Origin of the sequence: Devosia sp. (genome assembly GCF_035944845.1) — a bacterium.
Taxonomy (GTDB): Bacteria; Pseudomonadota; Alphaproteobacteria; order Rhizobiales; family Devosiaceae; genus Devosia_A.
On the sequence record NZ_DASZAW010000109.1, the window covers coordinates 91,205 to 107,015 of the forward strand.

Below are 15,811 nucleotides of genomic sequence, written 5' to 3' on the forward strand. Positions count from 1 at the left end.
AACCCCACAACGTCGTATTACACCCGCACCACCTGTCCGGTCTGCGAGCTCCTGGTTGCCGCTTCCGCCAGCTTCTGCGCCTGCAATCCGTCACGCCCGGACGGCGTCGGCGTCGTGCCCTTGCTCATCGCGTCGATGAAACTGTTCACTTCGGCTGCATAAGCCGCGACATAGCGGTCGATGAAGAAATTCTGGATCACGTCCTGGGTGAAGCCTGCGCCGTCGGCCCGCTCGAGCGTCGTCATGTGGACGTTGCCGGCGCGCAGCATGCCCTTCGACCCATGCACTTCGACGCGCTGGTCGTAGCCATAGCTGGCGCGGCGCGAATTGGTGATCACGGCGATCTTGCCCGAGGCAGTCTGCATCTGCACAGCCGCGGTATCGACATCGCCGGCCACCCCGATGGCCTTATCGACCAGCGCGCTGCCCAGCGCATGCACCGAGACGAAATCCTCGCCGACGAGAAAGCGCGCCATGTCGAAATCGTGGATCATCATGTCGCGATAGAGCCCGCCCGAGCGCTCGATATAGCTGACCGGCGGCGGCGCCGGGTCGCGCGAGATGATGGTGACGATCTCGACCTCGCCGACCTCACCACCCCTGATCCGCTGCTGCACCGCGGCGAAGTTCGGGTCGAACCGGCGGTTGAAGCCGATCATCAGCGGCACGCCGGCCGTCTCGACCACCGGCAGGCAGGCTTCGATCCGCTCCACCGACAGCGACACCGGCTTTTCGCAGAGAATCGCCTTGCCGGCCCGCGCCGCCTGCTCGATCAGATCGGCATGGGTGTCTGTGGGCGTGGCAATGAGGATCGCCTCGACGTCCGAAGCGAGGATCTCGTCGATCGAGGCGACTTTGGCGCCGACCGACGCGGCGAGCCCGGCGGCAGCCTCTGCGATGGCGTCCGCCACATAGGCGACGCTCGCCCGGCTGGAATTGGCGATGGTCCCCGCATGTACCTTGCCGATGCGCCCCGCCCCCAGAATGCCAAACCTGACCACGGGATTGTCTCCTTGATGCACGCGCCCGGCGCGCCTGTTCATGATGGATCGATACATAGAACGTTCATTCCGAAAACACTCACTTCGGAATTGACGTTTCATTCGCGCGAGGGATACAACGGCCGCTGAATGCTGTCCAGTCAGTCGACGCGGGGGGAGATCATGCCGGAGGCCAAGCTCGATGTCATCACCATCGGGCGCTCGTCGGTGGACCTTTACGGCCAGCAGATCGGCAGCCGGCTCGAGGATATCGGCTCGTTCGCCAAATCGGTTGGCGGCTGCCCCGCCAACATCGCCGTCGGCACCGCCCGGCTCGGGCTGAAATCGGCGCTGATCACCCGGGTCGGCGCCGAGCAGATGGGCGGTTTTATCAAGGAGCAGCTGAGCCGCGAAGGCGTCGACATCTCGGGCATCGCCACTGACGACAAGCGCCTGACCGCCCTGGTGCTGCTCGCCGTCGAGGCCGAAGGCGTCTCGCCGATGATCTTCGTTCGCACCGACTGCGCCGACATGGCGCTCGACGAAGCCGATATCGATGAAGCTTTCATCCGCTCGGCCAGCGCCATCGTCGTCACCGGCACGCATTTTTCCACCCCCAATGCCGAAGCTGCACAGCTCAAGGCCATCCGCATCGCCAAGGCGGCCGGCCGCAAGGTCGTGTTCGACATCGACTACCGCCCCAACCTCTGGGGCCTCGCCGGCCACGCCGCCGGCTTCGAGCGCTATGTGAAATCCGACTACGTCTCGGCCAAGATGCGGCCGGTGCTCAAAGATTGCGACCTGATCGTCGGCACCGAGGAAGAGGTGCTGGTGGCGGCAGGCGAGAGCGACCTGCTTGCGGCACTCAAGGCAATCCGCTCGGTCACCGACGCCACCGTGGTGCTGAAGCGCGGCGCCAAGGGCTGCATCGTCTATGACGGCGCAATCGGCGACGACCTCGAGCAGGGCATCGTTGGCCAGGGCTTTCCGATCGAGATCTACAATGTGCTCGGCGCCGGCGACGCCTTCATGTCGGGGTTCCTCCGCGGCTGGCTGAGGGGCGAGAGCCACCAGACCTCGGCCACCTGGGCCAATGCCTGTGGCGCTTTCGCAGTCAGCCGCCTGCTCTGCGCCCCGGAATATCCGAGCTGGACCGAGCTAGACTATTTCCTCGAGCACGGCAGCAAGTTCAAAGCCCTGCGCAAGGACGAAGACCTCAACCACCTGCATTGGGCAACAACCCGCCGGCAGCACTGGCCGCGCCTCACCGCCTTCGCCATCGATCATCGCAAGCAGATCGAAGACATTGCCGGCGACAAGGCCGACCGCATCCCTGCCTTCAAGACCCTGGCGGTGAAGGCCGCCGTGCAGATCGCCGCTGGCCGGCCGGGCTTCGGCATGCTGCTTGACGACAAATGGGGCCGCGACGCGCTGTTCGAGGTACCCAAGAACTTCTGGATCGCCCGTCCGGTGGAACTGCCCGGCTCGATCCCCCTCGAGTTCGAGTTCTCGCAGGATATCGGCAGCCGGCTGGTCGAATGGCCGGTCGACCATGCGCTGAAAGTACTGTGCTTCTGGCACCCCGATGACCCCTCGGGGATCAATGCCGCCCAGCTCGAGAAGCTGCGCACTGCGCATGATGCCTGCCGCAAGGTCGGGCGCGACATCCTGATCGAGATCATTCCGTCCAAGGTCGGACCAGTGGATGACACGACCACCGCTCGGGCGCTCACGCAGCTTTACGCGGCCGGCCTGAAACCCGACTGGTGGAAGCTCGAATCGCAGCCGAGCGCTGCTGCGTGGGCTGCAGTGGACGAAGTGATCGAAGCGAACGATCCGCTCTGCCGCGGCGTCGTGTTGCTCGGGCTCGATGCGCCGCAGGACGAGTTGGCGCGCGGCTTCGCCATTGCGCGATCGGCCCGCACGGTGCGCGGCTTTGCCGTCGGCCGCACCATATTTGGCGAAGCTGCCAAGGCATGGTTTGCTGGCACGATGAGTGACGAGCAGGCGGTGGCCGACATGGCGGCGCGGTTCCAGGCGCTGGTGGGGATCTGGGGCGAGTGATGACTGATAGAGACGGCCCCCTCCCGGCCTCCCCCATGAAGGGGGAGGTGAAGAGTCGAGGCTGTGGCTGGATCGTGCCAAACACTGGATGCGGCACCTCCCCCCTTGTGGGGGAGGATGGGAGGGGGCCGTCTGCCCGAGGAGAACTTCAATGACCAACAATACCGTCCGCCTCACCATGGCGCAGGCGCTGGCGCGGTTTATGACCCGGCAGATGACCATCATCGATGGCAACAAGGTGCCGATCTTCGGCGGTGTGTTCGCCATTTTCGGGCACGGCAATGTCGCCGGTTTCGGCGAGGCGCTGTACCAGGTGCGCGAGCAACTGCCGACTTATCGCGCCCATAACGAGCAGGGCATGGCGCATGCGGCCATCGCCTTTGCCAAAGCGAGCTTCCGCCGCCGCTTCATGGCCGCCACCTCTTCGATCGGGCCGGGCGCCACCAATATGGTGACCGCGGCCGCGCTGGCGCATGTCAACCGCCTGCCGGTGCTGCTGCTGCCCGGTGATGTGTTCGCCAATCGCGCCCCCGACCCGGTGCTGCAGCAGGTGGAAAGTTTCGGCGACGGCACGGTGAGCGCCAATGACGTGTTCCGCCCGGTCAGCCGCTATTTCGACCGCATCACCCGGCCCGAGCAGATCATCCCGGCCTTGAACCGCGCCATGCAGGTGCTGACCGACCCCGCCGAGTGCGGCCCGGTGACTCTCAGCCTCTGCCAGGACGTTCAGGCGGAGGCCTATGACTATCCCGAAGCCTTTTTCGCCGAGCGGGTGTGGACGCCGCGCCGGCCGATGCCGGATGCGAACGAGCTGGATGCGGCGGTGGCTGCCATCAGGACCGCGGAGAAGCCGGTGATCATCGCCGGCGGCGGCGTGCTGTACTCCGAGGCCGCTGAAGGGCTGCGCGCCTTTGCCGAACGTCACGGCGTGCCGGTCATGGAGACCAATGCCGGCAAATCCAGCCTGCCGCATGACCATCCGCTGAATATGGGATCGGTGGGCGTAACGGGGTCGTCGGCATCGAACCTGCTGGCCGAGCAGGCCGACCTGGTGCTGGCGGTCGGCTCGCGCCTGCAGGATTTCACCACCGGCTCGTGGGCGCTGTTCAAGGCCGACAATGTCAGGATCATCGGGCTGAACACGCAGGTGTTCGACGCCACGAAGCACCGCGCCATGCCGCTCGTCGCCGACGCCAAAGCCGGGCTCGACCTGCTCGATGGCAAACTCGGCCCCTGGCACGCCAGCGACGCCTGGCAGGCAACCGCCAAGGAAGCCAAGGCCAGATGGCTGGTTTCCGCCAAGGCGGTGACCGACCCGACCAATGCGCTGCCTTCCGACGCGCAGGTGATCGGTGCGGTGCACCGGGCCCGCGGTTCGGGCGCGACGCTGGTCTGCGCCTCGGGCGGCCTGCCGGGCGAGCTGCACAAGCTCTGGCCGGCCGGCGCACCGGGCAGCTACCACATGGAATACGGCTACTCGACCATGGGCTACGAGATCGCCGGCGGGCTCGGAGTGAAGCTGGCCAAGCCGCATGACGATGTCATCGTCATGCTCGGCGACGGCAGCTACATGATGATGAATTCCGAGATCGCCACCTCGGTGATGCTGGGCAAGAAGCTGACCATCGTGGTGCTCGACAATCGCGGCTTCGGCTGCATCAACCGGCTGCAGATGGCAACCGGCGGCGCCAACTTCAACAACCTGCTCAAGGACACCTTCCACGAGACGCTGCCCGAGATCGACTTCGCCGCCCACGCCGCATCGATGGGCGCCTGGGTGCGCAAGGCCGCCTCGATTGCCGAGCTCGAAAGCGCGCTGGTCGAAGCCGACAAGGTCGAGCGCACCACCGTGCTGGTGATCGACACCGACCCGCTGATCTCCACCGAGGCCGGCGGGCACTGGTGGGATGTGGCCGTGCCGGAAGTTTCGGCGCGGCCGCAGGTGAACGCGGCGCGCAAGGAATATGAGGAAGCACTGAAGGGTCAGCGGCTGTAGACATTGGGGCCACGGCAAGGCCCCCTCACCCGCCGCTGCGCGGCGACCTCTCCCCCAAGGGAGAGGTGGAGCTGAGGCGAGATGCCCATGCATCACCTCTCCCTTGGGGGAAAGGTCGGTCCGAAGGACCGGGTCAGGGGGCCTTCCTCATGCACAAAACGACGAACGAACAGGTGACGACTTTGAAAGCCAAACTGGGCATGTCCCCCATCGCGTGGTGGAACGACGATCTGCCGGAGCTGAGCGATGATGTGTCGCTGGAGGAGTGCCTGCGCCAGTCGCGCTCGGCCGGCTTCACCGGCATGGAGAAGGGCCGGCGCTTCCCAGATGATCCGGCAATCATGCTGCCGATCCTCAAGGCGGCCGACGTGACGCTGTGCGGCGGCTGGTTCTCCGGCACGCTGGTCAACGAGGACATGGCGGCCAACCAGAAGCGGATCGCGCCGATGATCGAGCTGTTCAAGGCGGTCGATGCGCCCTGCATCGTCTATGGCGAGGTCGGGCGCTCGATCCAGGGCGACCGCACGAAGCCGCTGGCCACCAAGCCGAAGCTGAGCGACGACGAGATGCAGGCCTATGCCAAGAAGCTCACCCAGTTCGGCGAATGGTGCGCAGAACAAGGCATGCCGCTGAGCTACCACCACCACATGGCAGCGGTGGTCGAGACCGAGCCGGAGCTTGACGCGTTCATGCGCTATTCCGGCCCCGGCATCCCGCTGCTGCTCGATGCCGGGCACCTGGCCTTTGCCGGCGGCGACGTGCTGCGCGCCATCGATAACCACCACGCCCGTATCAGCCACGTGCACGTCAAGGACATCCGCCGCGCCGTCGTCGATGGGCTGGATCGGACGAAGCAGAGCTTTCTCGACGCGGTGGCGCTCGGCGCCTTCACCGTGCCGGGCGATGGCTCGCTGGATTTCGCCGCGATCGTCAGAAAGCTCGCCGACTATGGCTACGAAGGCTGGTTCGTGGTCGAGGCCGAGCAGGACCCCAAGGCCAACCCGCCGCAGCGCATGGCCGAGGTGGGTCACAGGGAACTGATGCGGGTTATGACGCTCGCCGGCTACACCGTGGAAACCCAGGGTTTTCCCAACCGCTGAGATCAGGCGTTTGCGGGGATGGGGCGATCCGGACTAGTTTCAGGTCTTTCCGGAGGCATCGGCGTGAGCGAAGACAACCAAGAAAACAAGAAGCCAGGCCTGTTCACCATGGGGTGGTTCAAGCCGCTGTACCGGCGGGTGATCGTCATCGCCATCATCGCGCTGTGGTGCGCCTGGGAATGGCTCTACAACCACGATCAGTTCTGGGGCCTGATCACCCTGGCGGCGCTGGCCTATGGCGTCTGGACCTTCTTCATCAACTTCGAGAACGAGCTCAACAAGACCGATGGCAAACCTAAAAGCTAGGCCGGCGGCCGAACAGGGCCACGTCCACCACATCACCCCTGAGAGTGCCGGCTGGACCTATGTCGGGTTCGACCTGCACAAGCTGCCCAATGTCGGCGATTTGGCGCGCGGCGGCGGTGACGACCGCGAGGTCTGCATCGTGCTGATATCGGGCCGCGCCAAGGTGACCATCGACGGCCAGGATTTCCTCGTCGGCGGCCGCATGAGCCCATTCGAGGGCCCCGGTCACTCGGTGTATGCCCCGGCGGGCGCCAACTGGCGCATCGAGGCGCTGACGCCACTCGAGGTCGCGGTCTGCTCGGCGCCCGGCGTGCGCGGCGCCCGGCCGCCGCGGGTGATCGGCCCCGGCGATGTCGAGAAGCTGACCCGCGGCACGGGCACCAATACCCGCTACCCCACCAACATCCTGCCCGAAACCGCCCCGGCGGATTCGCTGCTGGTGGTCGAAGTGATCACCCCGGGTGGCCACACCTCGAGCTACCCGCCGCATCGCCATGACGAAGACGACCTGCCGCGCCAGAGCTTCCTCGAGGAGACCTACTACCACCGGTTTTCGAAGCCACAGGGGTTCGGCTTCCAGCGCGTCTACACCGACGACCGTTCGCTCGACGAAACCATGCTGATCGAGGATGGCGACGTGGTGATGGTGCCCAGGGGCTACCACCCGGTGGCCGCGGTAGCGGGCTATGACATCTACTATCTCAACGTCATGGCCGGCCCGAAGCGCACCTGGAAGTTCTACAATGCGCCCGAGCATGAGTGGATGCTGAAGGCGTAAGTCGGCAATCGGCAGTCGGCAGTCGCGTCTCCGCAGCAGCCGCTTTCTACTGCCTACTGCCTACTGCCGACTACCGCCTCCCCCTTGACCCCGCGCGCCCCCGCGTGCATCGCTCCGCGACTTTGTTTCCCGGAGCGCTCTAGATGTCGTCCAATTTCGTCCTCACCCTCTCCTGCGCCGATCGGCCGGGGATCGTTGCCGCGGTGACCACGGAACTGGCGGGCCTCGGTTGCAACATCGCGGAATCCAACCAGTTCTGGGACAAGGAAACCGGCCAGTTCTTCATGCGGCTGGCCTTCACGACCCCCGATAGCGTCGATCGCGATGCGCTGGAGCGCGGGCTGAAGCCGGCGATCGAACGCTTCGGCATGCGCACCACCCTGGTCGATGAAGCGAGAAAGAAGAAGATCCTGGTGATGGTTTCGAAGTTCGACCACACCCTGCTTCACCTGCTCTACCAGATCCGTGTCGGCTGGCTCGATGCCGAGGTGGTGGCGATCGTCTCCAACCACGAGGACAGCCGCAAGACCGCCGACTACGAGGGCATCCCGTTCCACCTGCTGCCGGTCGGCAAGGACAACAAGGCGGCGCAGGAAGAGCAGGTGATCGCCCTGTTCAAGGAGACCGGCGCCGACCTCGTGGTGCTGGCCCGCTACATGCAGATCCTGTCCGACAAGTTCGCTACCCGGCTCTACGGGCAGATCATCAACATCCACCACTCGTTCCTGCCCAGCTTCAAGGGTGCCAAGCCCTACCACCAGGCGCACGAGCGCGGCGTCAAGATCATCGGCGCCACGGCGCATTACGTGACGCCCGAGCTCGACGAGGGCCCGATCATCGAGCAGGAAACGGCGCGGGTGACCCACGCCCTGAGCCCCGACGACCTGGTGGCCGCCGGGCGCGATGTTGAAAGCCGGGTGCTGGCCCGGGCCGTAAAACTTCACCTCGAGAACCGGGTGATGCTGAACGGCAGGAAGACGGTGGTGTTCGGCTGAGGGCGGTAAGGCCTCCTCACCCGGCCCTGCAGGCGGACCTCGCCCCCCGGGGCGCTACCGCGTCCCCCCTGGGCGCTACCGCGTCCCCTCGGGGCGCTACCGCGTCCCCGGGGCGCTACCGCGTCCCCAAGCGAGAGGTGAAGCTGTGTCACGATCTGGCCTCCCTCACACCTCTCCCTTTGGGGGAGAGGTCGCCGCGGAGCGGCGGGTGAGGGGGCCTTCTGGGATCAGGCCGTCTGCGTCAGCGCCGCCTTGTTCGCCTCGAGAAACGCCTTCAGCCCCTGCGGCCTCTCACCCCACAGCGTCTCGACCGCATTGGTGGTGAGCGCCACGCGGCCGAGCCGGGTATTGGCATCGAACGGCACAATGAAACCGTGCACCACCGGCTCAGGCACCCCCGCCGCGACGGCCCCGGCGGCCAACTGCTCGTCGGTGACATCGACCACCTCGATCGGCTTGCCGGTGACTTCCGTGGCGATGGCCGCGATCTCGCGCGTGGTCAGCGCCGCCGGGCCGGTGACGGTCAGCGTCCGGCTTGCATCGCCCGACAGCAGTGCCCCGGCCGCGGCCCGTGCCGTGTCTTCGCGCGACACATGCGCCAGCGTGCCCGCGCCGGACGAGGTGTACCACTTGCCCGACTTGAGGGCCGAGGGGAGTGAACCCAAGAGGTTCTCGGCGTACCAGTTCATCCTGAGGATGGTGTAGCCGACGCCGGAAGCCTTGATTGCTTCCTCGGTGCCGAAATGCTCGGGCGCGAAGGGGATGGGCGACGCGGGCTCGGGCGCCGGCATCGAGGTGTAGACGATGTGCTTGACGCCGGCCGCCTTGGCCGCGGCGACCGCGCTGGTCTGCAGCGCGGTGCGGCTGGGGCCGAGGACGTCGATCGAGATCAGCAGCAGCCGATCGACGCCATCCAGCGCCTTGATGAAGCCGGTCACGTCGCCGTAGTCGGCCTTCCGCGTCTCGACGCCGGCAAAGTTCAGTTTTTCCGGGTGGCGCGAGCCGGCAATGATCTTGCCGGCATAGCCGCGCTCCAACAGCAGCTCGACGACGCGACGGCCCAGCTTGCCGCCGGCGCCGGCAACGAACAGGGTGGGTGAGGTGGTCATGTGAGGAAACTCCGATAGTCCCGATAGCTTGTCTCTTTTTGAGACTACGTATACAATAGGAACTACATCGATTGCCGCAAGACGGCAGTTTCAACGCCCCTGGTTACCCCAAAGGAACCACCTATTGCCGGATAGCCCGATTGCCCCGCTGAGCCAGATGATGGCCGAGTATTCCGATCCCTCGCAGTGCCCGGTGCGCAACGTGCTCGACCAGCTCGGTGACAAATGGAGCGTCCTGATCATCAGCGCGCTGGCCCACCGCCCTTACCGCTTCGGCGAGCTGAAGCGCGAGATCAGCGACATTTCGCAGCGCATGCTGACCCAGACGCTGCGCGACCTGCAGGCCGACGGGCTGATCGAGCGCACCGTGTTCCCGACCACCCCGCCCAGCGTCGAGTACAAACTGAGCCCGATGGGCCGCAGCTTCCTCGTGCCGCTCTCGGCGATGGTCGACTGGGCCTTCGAGCACTTCCCGGCGATCCGCGAAGCGCGCCAGGAGTTTGCCAAGGCGGCTTAGTGGCGCTGACTGAAGCAGACGCCCTTGCCCTACCCCGGCAAATCCCTCACAACCCGGCGGTGAACCACTCCTCCCCCTTCTCCGACCGTCGCATCGTCGTCGCCATCGCTCTGTTCTGCTGCCTGCTCTGGGGCAGTGCGGTGCCAGCCGTGAAGATCGGTTACGGGCTGTTCGCCATCGCCCCCTCCGACACGCCCTCGCTGATGCTGTTCGCCGGGGCGCGGTTCTTCCTGTCGGGCCTGATACTGCTGGGTTACTCGGCGCTGGCACGAAAGCCCGTCGCGCAGCAGCCGCGGCGGCTGGGACAGCTGGCGCTGCTCGGGCTGATCAGTACCGCCGGGCAGTACCTGTTCTATTACATCGGGCTGGCCCACTCGACCGGCGTCAAGGTGTCGATCACCACCTCGACCAGCACGTTCTTTTCGGTGCTGATCGCGCATTTCCTCTATGTCAACGACAAGCTCACGCCGCGCCGTATCCTCGGCTGCCTGCTCGGCTTTGCCGGCGTTGTGGCGGTGAACCTGGCTGCGACCGGCATCGACCTCAATGTCAGCCTGCTCGGGGAAGGTTTCATCGTCATCGCCGCACTGCTGTTCTCGGTGGGTGGCGTCTACGGCAAGGGGCTGAGCGCCGATATGGACGCGGGCGTGATGACCGGCTGGCAACTGCTGCTTGGCGGCGCCATGCTCGCGATTGCCGGCTTCGCCCTCGGTGGCAGACTGAATGCCTTCGGCCTCGAGGCGGCGCTGCTGCTGGCCTACCTCGCGGCTTTGTCGGCGGCGGCCTTCGCGTTGTGGAGCGTGCTGCTCAAGCACAATCCGGTCGGCTCGATCGCCATTTTCAACTGCGCCATTCCGATCTTCGGCGTGCTGCTTGCCGGCCTGTTCCTCGGCGAGAGCATTTTCGAATGGAAGAACCTCGCCGCGCTGCTGCTGGTCAGCGTGGGGATCTGGATGGTGACGGCCGCGGCGCGAAGTCCCGTCGCGGGGCGCCCCTCACCCTAGCCCTCTCCCCCCGGGGGCGCTATTGCGCTCCCCTAGGAGGGGCGAGGGGACGATAGACGCACCGGCTGTGCCGCAACGCCCCCTCGCCCCTCTGGGAGAGTCGGGGTGAGGGGCAGCCAAGCACTCAGGCAGAGGCCGGAAACACTCGCCAGCGCTTCGGCCTGAAGGCGATGCGGGTTTTCTCACCGGCCGGGTGGTCGAACGGCAGGTCGATTTCCACCCGGTTGGGGTTGCCGCCGATCTCGAGCTCGACGCGGCGGGTGCCGCCGACGCGGCGCGAGGCGACGACCACGCCGGCAAGCGCGGCGCCGACCCCATCCTCGACCAGCTCCACATCGTGCGGCCGGAAGAACAGGCCGGCTTCACCCGCCGCATCGTTGGGCGCCGGCAAGCCGATGGCGCGGCCGCCGACCCACAGCTCATGGTTCTCCACTGTCACCGGCATCGAACTCGACTCGCCGATGAACGAGAAGACGAACGGCGAGTTGGGCCGGTCGTAGACATCGTCGGGCGTGCCGACCTGCTCGATCTTGCCCTGGCTCATCACCACCAGCCGGTCGGCCAGCTCCAGCGCCTCTTCCTGGTCGTGTGTCACGAACACCGTGGTGTGGCCGGTGCGGTCATGGATTTCGCGCAGCCACTTCCTCAGCTCCTTACGCACCTGCGCATCGAGCGCCCCGAACGGCTCGTCGAGCAGCAGCACGCGCGGCTCGATGGCGAGCGCCCGGGCCAGCGCCACGCGCTGCCGCTGGCCGCCCGACAGCTGCTGCGGGAAACGCGTCTCGAGCCCATTGAGCTGCACCAACTCGAGCAATTCCATCGCCCGGCGACGGATCTCCGCCTTGGGCGGGCGGTTCGAGCGCGGCCGTACCTTCAGCCCGAACGAGACATTGTCGAGCACAGTCATGTTGCGGAACAACGCATAGGCCTGAAACACGAAGCCGACATTGCGTTCCTGCACGGTCTTGGACGAGGCATCCTCGTCGCCGAAAAAGATCCGGCCGGCCGTCGGCATCTCCAGCCCCGCGATCAGCCGCAGCAGCGTGGTCTTGCCCGAGCCGGAGGGCCCGAGCAGCGCGATCAGTTCGCTCGACTTGACCTCGAGCGACACATCGTTGAGCGCCGGGTAATGCGAGAATTCCTTGCGGACGGTATCGACGCGGATATCCAAGCTGTGGACCTTTCAGTGTCGGCGGGTGCCAGCGAGTTCGTCGCCTAAGCGGTACTCGAGGATGGTTTTGAACACCAGCGTCACCAGCGCCAGCATGGCCAGCAGCGAGGCAACGGCGAAGGCGGCGGTGAAATTGTACTCGTTGTAGAGGATTTCGATATCGAGCGGCATGGTGGTGGTCTTGCCGCGAATATGGCCTGAAACCACCGACACCGCCCCGAACTCGCCCATGGCGCGGGCATTGCAGAGCAACACCCCGTAGAGCAGCCCCCACTTGATGTTGGGGAGCGTCACCCGGGTGAAGGTCTGCCACCCGGTGGCGCCCAGCGACAGAGCCGCTTCTTCGTCGGTGTTGCCCTGGTCCTGCATCAGCGGGATCAGTTCGCGGGCGATGAACGGGAACGTGACGAAAATGGTCGCCAGTACGATGCCCGGCACCGCGAAGATGATCTCGATATTGTAGGCCTTGAGCAGCGGATGCAGAACGCTCTGCGCCCCGAACAGCAGCACATAGACCATGCCCGAAACCACCGGCGACACCGAGAACGGCAGGTCGATCAGCGTGGTGAGGAAGCTCTTGCCCCAGAACTCGTACTTGGCGACACACCAGGCAGCGGCGACACCGAACACCAGGTTGAGCGGCACTGCGATGGCGGCGACGAGCAGGGTCAGGATGATTGCCTGCTGCGACTGCCGGTCGGCGAATGCCGCGAAATAGGTGTCGGCGCCTTTGCGGAACGCTTCGGTGAACACCAGCACCAGCGGCAGCACCAGCACCATCGCCATGAACACCAAGGCGATGGCGATCAGCAGCCGCCGGATCCACACCCGCTCGGTGGTGGGGCGGGTGTGCTCCTCCGGCGGGATCAGTCGTCGGCTGTCATAGATCACATCGGGCTCAAACATTGCCGAACCTCCGCCGCGCCCAGGCCTGGATCAGGTTGATCACCAGCAGCATGACGAAGGCGATGATCAGCATGATGCCGGCAATCACCGCCGCTCCCGCCTGGTCGAACTCCTCGAGCTTGATGACGATCAGCACCGGCGCGATCTCCGAGATGTTCGGCAGGTTGCCGGCAATGAAGATCACCGAGCCGTACTCGCCGACGGCGCGGGCGAAGGCCAGCGCAAAGCCGGTGAGCAGCGCCGGGGTCAGCCGTGGCAGGATCACCGCAGTAATGGTTTGCCAGCGGTTGGCGCCGAGCGTTGCCGCGGCCTCCTCGAGCTCCTGCTCGAACTCCTCGAGCACCGGCTGCACCGTGCGCACCACGAAGGGCAGGCCGATGAAGATCAGCGCGATGACGATGCCGGTTGGGGTATAGGCGATCTTGAAGTTGAGCGAGAACTCGCTGAGCCCGAATGGCAGCCAGGTCTGGCCGTGCCACCACTGCCACAGCGGCCCCTTGTCGGAAAACAGCGAGCCGACCCAGCCTTTGGGCGCGTAAAGCGTCGACAGCGCAATGCCCGCCACGGCCGTCGGCAGCGCGAACGGCAGGTCGACGATGGCGTCGAGTAGTCGGCGGCCGGGGAACCTGTAGCGCACCAGCACCCAGGCGACGATGATGCCGAACCCCACGTTGACCAGCGCCGCGATCAACGACGAGCCGAAGCTCACCTCCAGCGCCTTGAGGGTACGTGGCGAGGTGGCGATCCTGATGATCTGATCGATGGGCGTCGTCGCCGCCTTGAGGAACAGCCCGGCGATCGGGATTAGGACGATCAGGCTGAGATAGAGGATGGTGTAGCCGAAAGTCAGCCCGAACCCAGGGATGACGCTGGGCTTTACAAAGCTCCACCCCGCTCGCGCCGGGTGGGATGGGTTCCGGGAGGTCCCGCGGGGCGCTCCTGCCACCGTATTACTGCGCGGGGGTGTAGACTTGGTCAAAGATGCCCCCATCCCCGAAATGCTTGGGCTGCGCCGTCTTCCAGCCGCCGAAAAGCGGATCGTCAATGGAGATCAGATCGATCTTTGGGAAGGCTTCGACCAGCGCCTGCTCGGTGACGATAGATGGGTCGGACGGGCGGTAGTGGTTCTTGGCCGCCAGCGTCTGGCCCTCGGGCGAGTAGAGGTATTCGATATAGGCTTTGGCGAGATCGGCAGTGCCGTGCGCCTCGACATTCTTGTCGACGATGGCCACCGGCGGCTCGGCGAGGATAGAGCTGGGCGGATAGACGACGTCGAAATTGTCCGCGCCGAATTCGTCGAGCACCAGGAACGCCTCATTCTCCCAGGCCAGCAGCACGTCGCCCAGTTCCTTCTGCGCGAAGGTCACGGTCGAGCCGCGCGCCCCGGTATCGAGCACCGGCACGTGGGCAAACAGCTGCTTGATGAAATCGCTGTTCTTGGCCTCGTCGCCGCGGAACGTCTTGTTGGCATAGGCCCAGGCGGCCAGGTAGTTCCAGCGCGCCCCACCCGAGGTCTTGGGGTTCGGGGTAATGACTTCGACGCCGTCCTTGATCAGGTCGCCCCAGTCGACAATGCCCTTGGGGTTACCCTTGCGGACGAGGAACACGATGGTCGAGGTGTAGGGCGTCGAGTTGTGCGGGAATTCGCTGCGCCAGTTGGCGTCGATCAGCCCCGACTTCTCGGCGATGGCGTTGATGTCGCCTTCGAGCGCCAGCGTAACGACGTCGGCCGAGAGCCCGTCGATCACCGCCTGGGCCTGCTTGCCCGAACCGCCATGGCTCTGCTCGATGGTGACGCTGCGGCCGGTGGTAGCCTTCCAGTGCTTGGCGAACGCCTCGTTGAACTCTGCATAAAGCTCGCGAGTCGGATCGTACGACACGTTGAGCAGCGTCTGGTCCTGGGCGCGGGCAGTGATCGCACCGGTGAAGGCGAGCGCCGCGGCGAGGCCGCCGAGCGCAAGAATTCTGGCCGTTCTCTTCATCACGTCCTCCTGGTGAAGATCAACTTCCATAACTCTATCTGGTTAGTCGGCATTCTCAAGGAAGGCGCTGGTTGCGGTGGAGCAGCGCTGCGAAAAACCTTTCTGCAGGAAGGCTGCTAGTGGCACCACCATTGCGCAAACCGGGACTCAACGCCTTTGGATGAGCATGAGTTTGCGCGAAGTGAAACCGCGTTCAGTCACGGCATCCGCAGTAAGCGCGCGGGGGACTGGTTGGGTTGCAGGCGCATGCCTGCTAGCAGCAGCACCCACCGGCCGATGATAGGGGATGGACTGAGGAAGGCTCTGCGCCTGTGCCCGCTACACCAGCTCGTCCCTGGCGTTGACCGCGTCGGCCAGCGTCGTGCGATCCAGCACTTCACGCGTAGCGATGGTGACACGGGCGAAGACATGGCGGATTTCGCAGCTCGCTTCGTCGGCGCAGTCGACGCAGCGGCGATAGGCGATCTTGGACAGGCAAGGCAGCGGCGCGATCGGCCCGTCGATCAGCCGCAGCACTTCGCCGAACGTCACCTGCTCGGGGGCGCGCAGCAGCACATAGCCGCCGAGGCGGCCACGGCGGCTCATCACGATGCCGGCGCGCTTCAGCTCGAGCAGGATCTGTTCGAGGAACTTCTTGGGGATCGCCTGGCCACGCGAAATCTCCGAGATCATCAGCGACTCGCCGGCCGGGATCCTGGTCAGGGCCACCAGCGCCCTCAGAGCGTATTTTGCCTTCTGCGAAATCATCGCGGGCCGTATCCCGAACGGTCGCCAACTCGACCGTTACTGTTGGCTATAGCGCTCCCGGCGTGAACAAACCATTGCGTCCTGCTACGTGGCGTCACGCCTTCTCTTCTTCGGCTACGGGAGGAGGAACTTCCGGGTTGAACGGCATGCCGGGCG

The 15,811-nt window shown here is 65.4% G+C and carries 15 protein-coding genes; 8 read left to right on the forward strand and 7 right to left on the reverse strand.

Features of this window, described 5'->3' with window-relative positions; genetic code table 11:
- Positions 1-17: 17 nt before the first annotated feature.
- Positions 18-1,001 (reverse strand): inositol 2-dehydrogenase, encoded by a 984-nt coding sequence (gene iolG, locus VGV07_RS21615; RefSeq protein ID WP_326870807.1) that lies wholly within the window; start codon positions 999-1,001, stop codon positions 18-20.
- A gap of 162 nt (positions 1,002-1,163) precedes the next feature.
- On the opposite strand from iolG, the gene VGV07_RS21620 reads away from it, so the two are divergent.
- From VGV07_RS21620 to purU, 6 genes are all read left to right on the forward strand, one after another.
- Positions 1,164-3,044 carry a bifunctional 5-dehydro-2-deoxygluconokinase/5-dehydro-2-deoxyphosphogluconate aldolase gene (locus tag VGV07_RS21620; RefSeq protein ID WP_326870808.1) on the forward strand — a complete coding sequence of 627 codons (1,881 nt, stop codon included), beginning with the start codon at positions 1,164-1,166 and terminating at the stop codon, positions 3,042-3,044.
- Positions 3,045-3,195: 151 nt separating this feature from the next.
- Complete coding sequence (iolD, locus tag VGV07_RS21625) at positions 3,196-5,040, forward strand: 3D-(3,5/4)-trihydroxycyclohexane-1,2-dione acylhydrolase (decyclizing) (RefSeq protein WP_326870809.1); 1,845 nt, start codon at positions 3,196-3,198, stop codon at positions 5,038-5,040.
- 182 nt (positions 5,041-5,222) lie between these two features.
- Positions 5,223-6,140: a myo-inosose-2 dehydratase gene (gene iolE / locus VGV07_RS21630; RefSeq protein WP_326870890.1), complete on the forward strand. Its 918-nt coding sequence runs from the start codon at positions 5,223-5,225 to the stop codon at positions 6,138-6,140.
- Between the two features lie 63 nt (positions 6,141-6,203).
- Entirely contained in the window at positions 6,204-6,446 is a 243-nt protein-coding gene (locus VGV07_RS21635) for a hypothetical protein (RefSeq protein ID WP_326870810.1), read from the forward strand.
- Positions 6,427-7,224, forward strand: a complete 798-nt coding sequence (iolB, locus tag VGV07_RS21640) for a 5-deoxy-glucuronate isomerase (protein WP_326870811.1) — start codon at positions 6,427-6,429, stop codon at positions 7,222-7,224. The genes VGV07_RS21635 and iolB overlap by 20 nt, the downstream gene beginning before the upstream one ends.
- Positions 7,225-7,367: 143 nt before the next feature.
- Positions 7,368-8,219 carry a formyltetrahydrofolate deformylase gene (purU, locus tag VGV07_RS21645; protein ID WP_326870812.1) on the forward strand — a complete coding sequence of 284 codons (852 nt, stop codon included), beginning with the start codon at positions 7,368-7,370 and terminating at the stop codon, positions 8,217-8,219.
- A gap of 227 nt (positions 8,220-8,446) precedes the next feature.
- On the opposite strand, the gene VGV07_RS21650 is transcribed toward purU, so the two are convergent.
- Positions 8,447-9,328, reverse strand: coding sequence for an NAD(P)H-binding protein (locus tag VGV07_RS21650; RefSeq protein ID WP_326870813.1), 882 nt, complete (start codon positions 9,326-9,328; stop codon positions 8,447-8,449).
- Positions 9,329-9,485: 157 nt separating this feature from the next.
- Between VGV07_RS21650 and VGV07_RS21655 the strand changes: the two genes are divergently transcribed.
- Together VGV07_RS21655 and VGV07_RS21660 are read left to right on the forward strand one after the other, a co-directional pair.
- Positions 9,486-9,845, forward strand: coding sequence for a helix-turn-helix domain-containing protein (locus VGV07_RS21655; protein WP_326870891.1), 360 nt, complete (start codon positions 9,486-9,488; stop codon positions 9,843-9,845).
- A gap of 59 nt (positions 9,846-9,904) precedes the next feature.
- Entirely contained in the window at positions 9,905-10,849 is a 945-nt protein-coding gene (locus tag VGV07_RS21660) for a DMT family transporter (RefSeq protein WP_326870814.1), read from the forward strand.
- Between the two features lie 124 nt (positions 10,850-10,973).
- Here the strand turns inward: VGV07_RS21660 and VGV07_RS21665 are convergent, their stop codons facing one another.
- From VGV07_RS21665 to VGV07_RS21685, 5 genes are all read right to left on the reverse strand, one after another.
- The gene (locus VGV07_RS21665; RefSeq protein ID WP_326870815.1) at positions 10,974-12,020 is read right to left on the reverse strand and encodes a sulfate/molybdate ABC transporter ATP-binding protein; all 1,047 of its coding nucleotides are present in this window, start codon (positions 12,018-12,020) and stop codon (positions 10,974-10,976) included.
- A 12-nt stretch (positions 12,021-12,032) separates the two neighbouring features.
- Positions 12,033-12,926, reverse strand: coding sequence for a sulfate ABC transporter permease subunit CysW (gene cysW / locus VGV07_RS21670; RefSeq protein ID WP_326870816.1), 894 nt, complete (start codon positions 12,924-12,926; stop codon positions 12,033-12,035).
- Positions 12,919-13,872, reverse strand: coding sequence for a sulfate ABC transporter permease subunit CysT (locus tag VGV07_RS21675; RefSeq protein WP_326870817.1), 954 nt, complete (start codon positions 13,870-13,872; stop codon positions 12,919-12,921). Before VGV07_RS21675 ends, cysW begins: the two co-directional genes overlap by 8 nt.
- Positions 13,873-13,876: 4 nt before the next feature.
- Positions 13,877-14,908 carry a sulfate ABC transporter substrate-binding protein gene (locus VGV07_RS21680; RefSeq protein WP_326870818.1) on the reverse strand — a complete coding sequence of 344 codons (1,032 nt, stop codon included), beginning with the start codon at positions 14,906-14,908 and terminating at the stop codon, positions 13,877-13,879.
- 318 nt (positions 14,909-15,226) lie between these two features.
- On the reverse strand, positions 15,227-15,655 hold the full coding sequence (locus VGV07_RS21685) for an Rrf2 family transcriptional regulator (RefSeq protein WP_326870819.1): 429 nt from the start codon (positions 15,653-15,655) through the stop codon (positions 15,227-15,229).
- Positions 15,656-15,811: the final 156 nt, after the last annotated feature.

Excerpts from the sequence above, each read along its gene's own strand:
- VGV07_RS21680 (WP_326870818.1), bottom strand. The coding sequence starts at position 14,908 with ATGAAGAGAACGGCCAGAATTCTTGCGCTCGGCGGCCTCGCCGCGGCG.
- VGV07_RS21620 (WP_326870808.1), top strand. The coding sequence starts at position 1,164 with ATGCCGGAGGCCAAGCTCGATGTCATCACCATCGGGCGCTCGTCGGTG.
- cysW (WP_326870816.1), bottom strand. The coding sequence starts at position 12,926 with ATGTTTGAGCCCGATGTGATCTATGACAGCCGACGACTGATCCCGCCG.
- VGV07_RS21655 (WP_326870891.1), top strand. The coding sequence starts at position 9,486 with ATGATGGCCGAGTATTCCGATCCCTCGCAGTGCCCGGTGCGCAACGTG.
- VGV07_RS21685 (WP_326870819.1), bottom strand. The coding sequence starts at position 15,655 with ATGATTTCGCAGAAGGCAAAATACGCTCTGAGGGCGCTGGTGGCCCTG.
- VGV07_RS21650 (WP_326870813.1), bottom strand. The coding sequence starts at position 9,328 with ATGACCACCTCACCCACCCTGTTCGTTGCCGGCGCCGGCGGCAAGCTG.
- iolB (WP_326870811.1), top strand. The coding sequence starts at position 6,427 with ATGGCAAACCTAAAAGCTAGGCCGGCGGCCGAACAGGGCCACGTCCAC.
- iolD (WP_326870809.1), top strand. The coding sequence starts at position 3,196 with ATGACCAACAATACCGTCCGCCTCACCATGGCGCAGGCGCTGGCGCGG.
- purU (WP_326870812.1), top strand. The coding sequence starts at position 7,368 with ATGTCGTCCAATTTCGTCCTCACCCTCTCCTGCGCCGATCGGCCGGGG.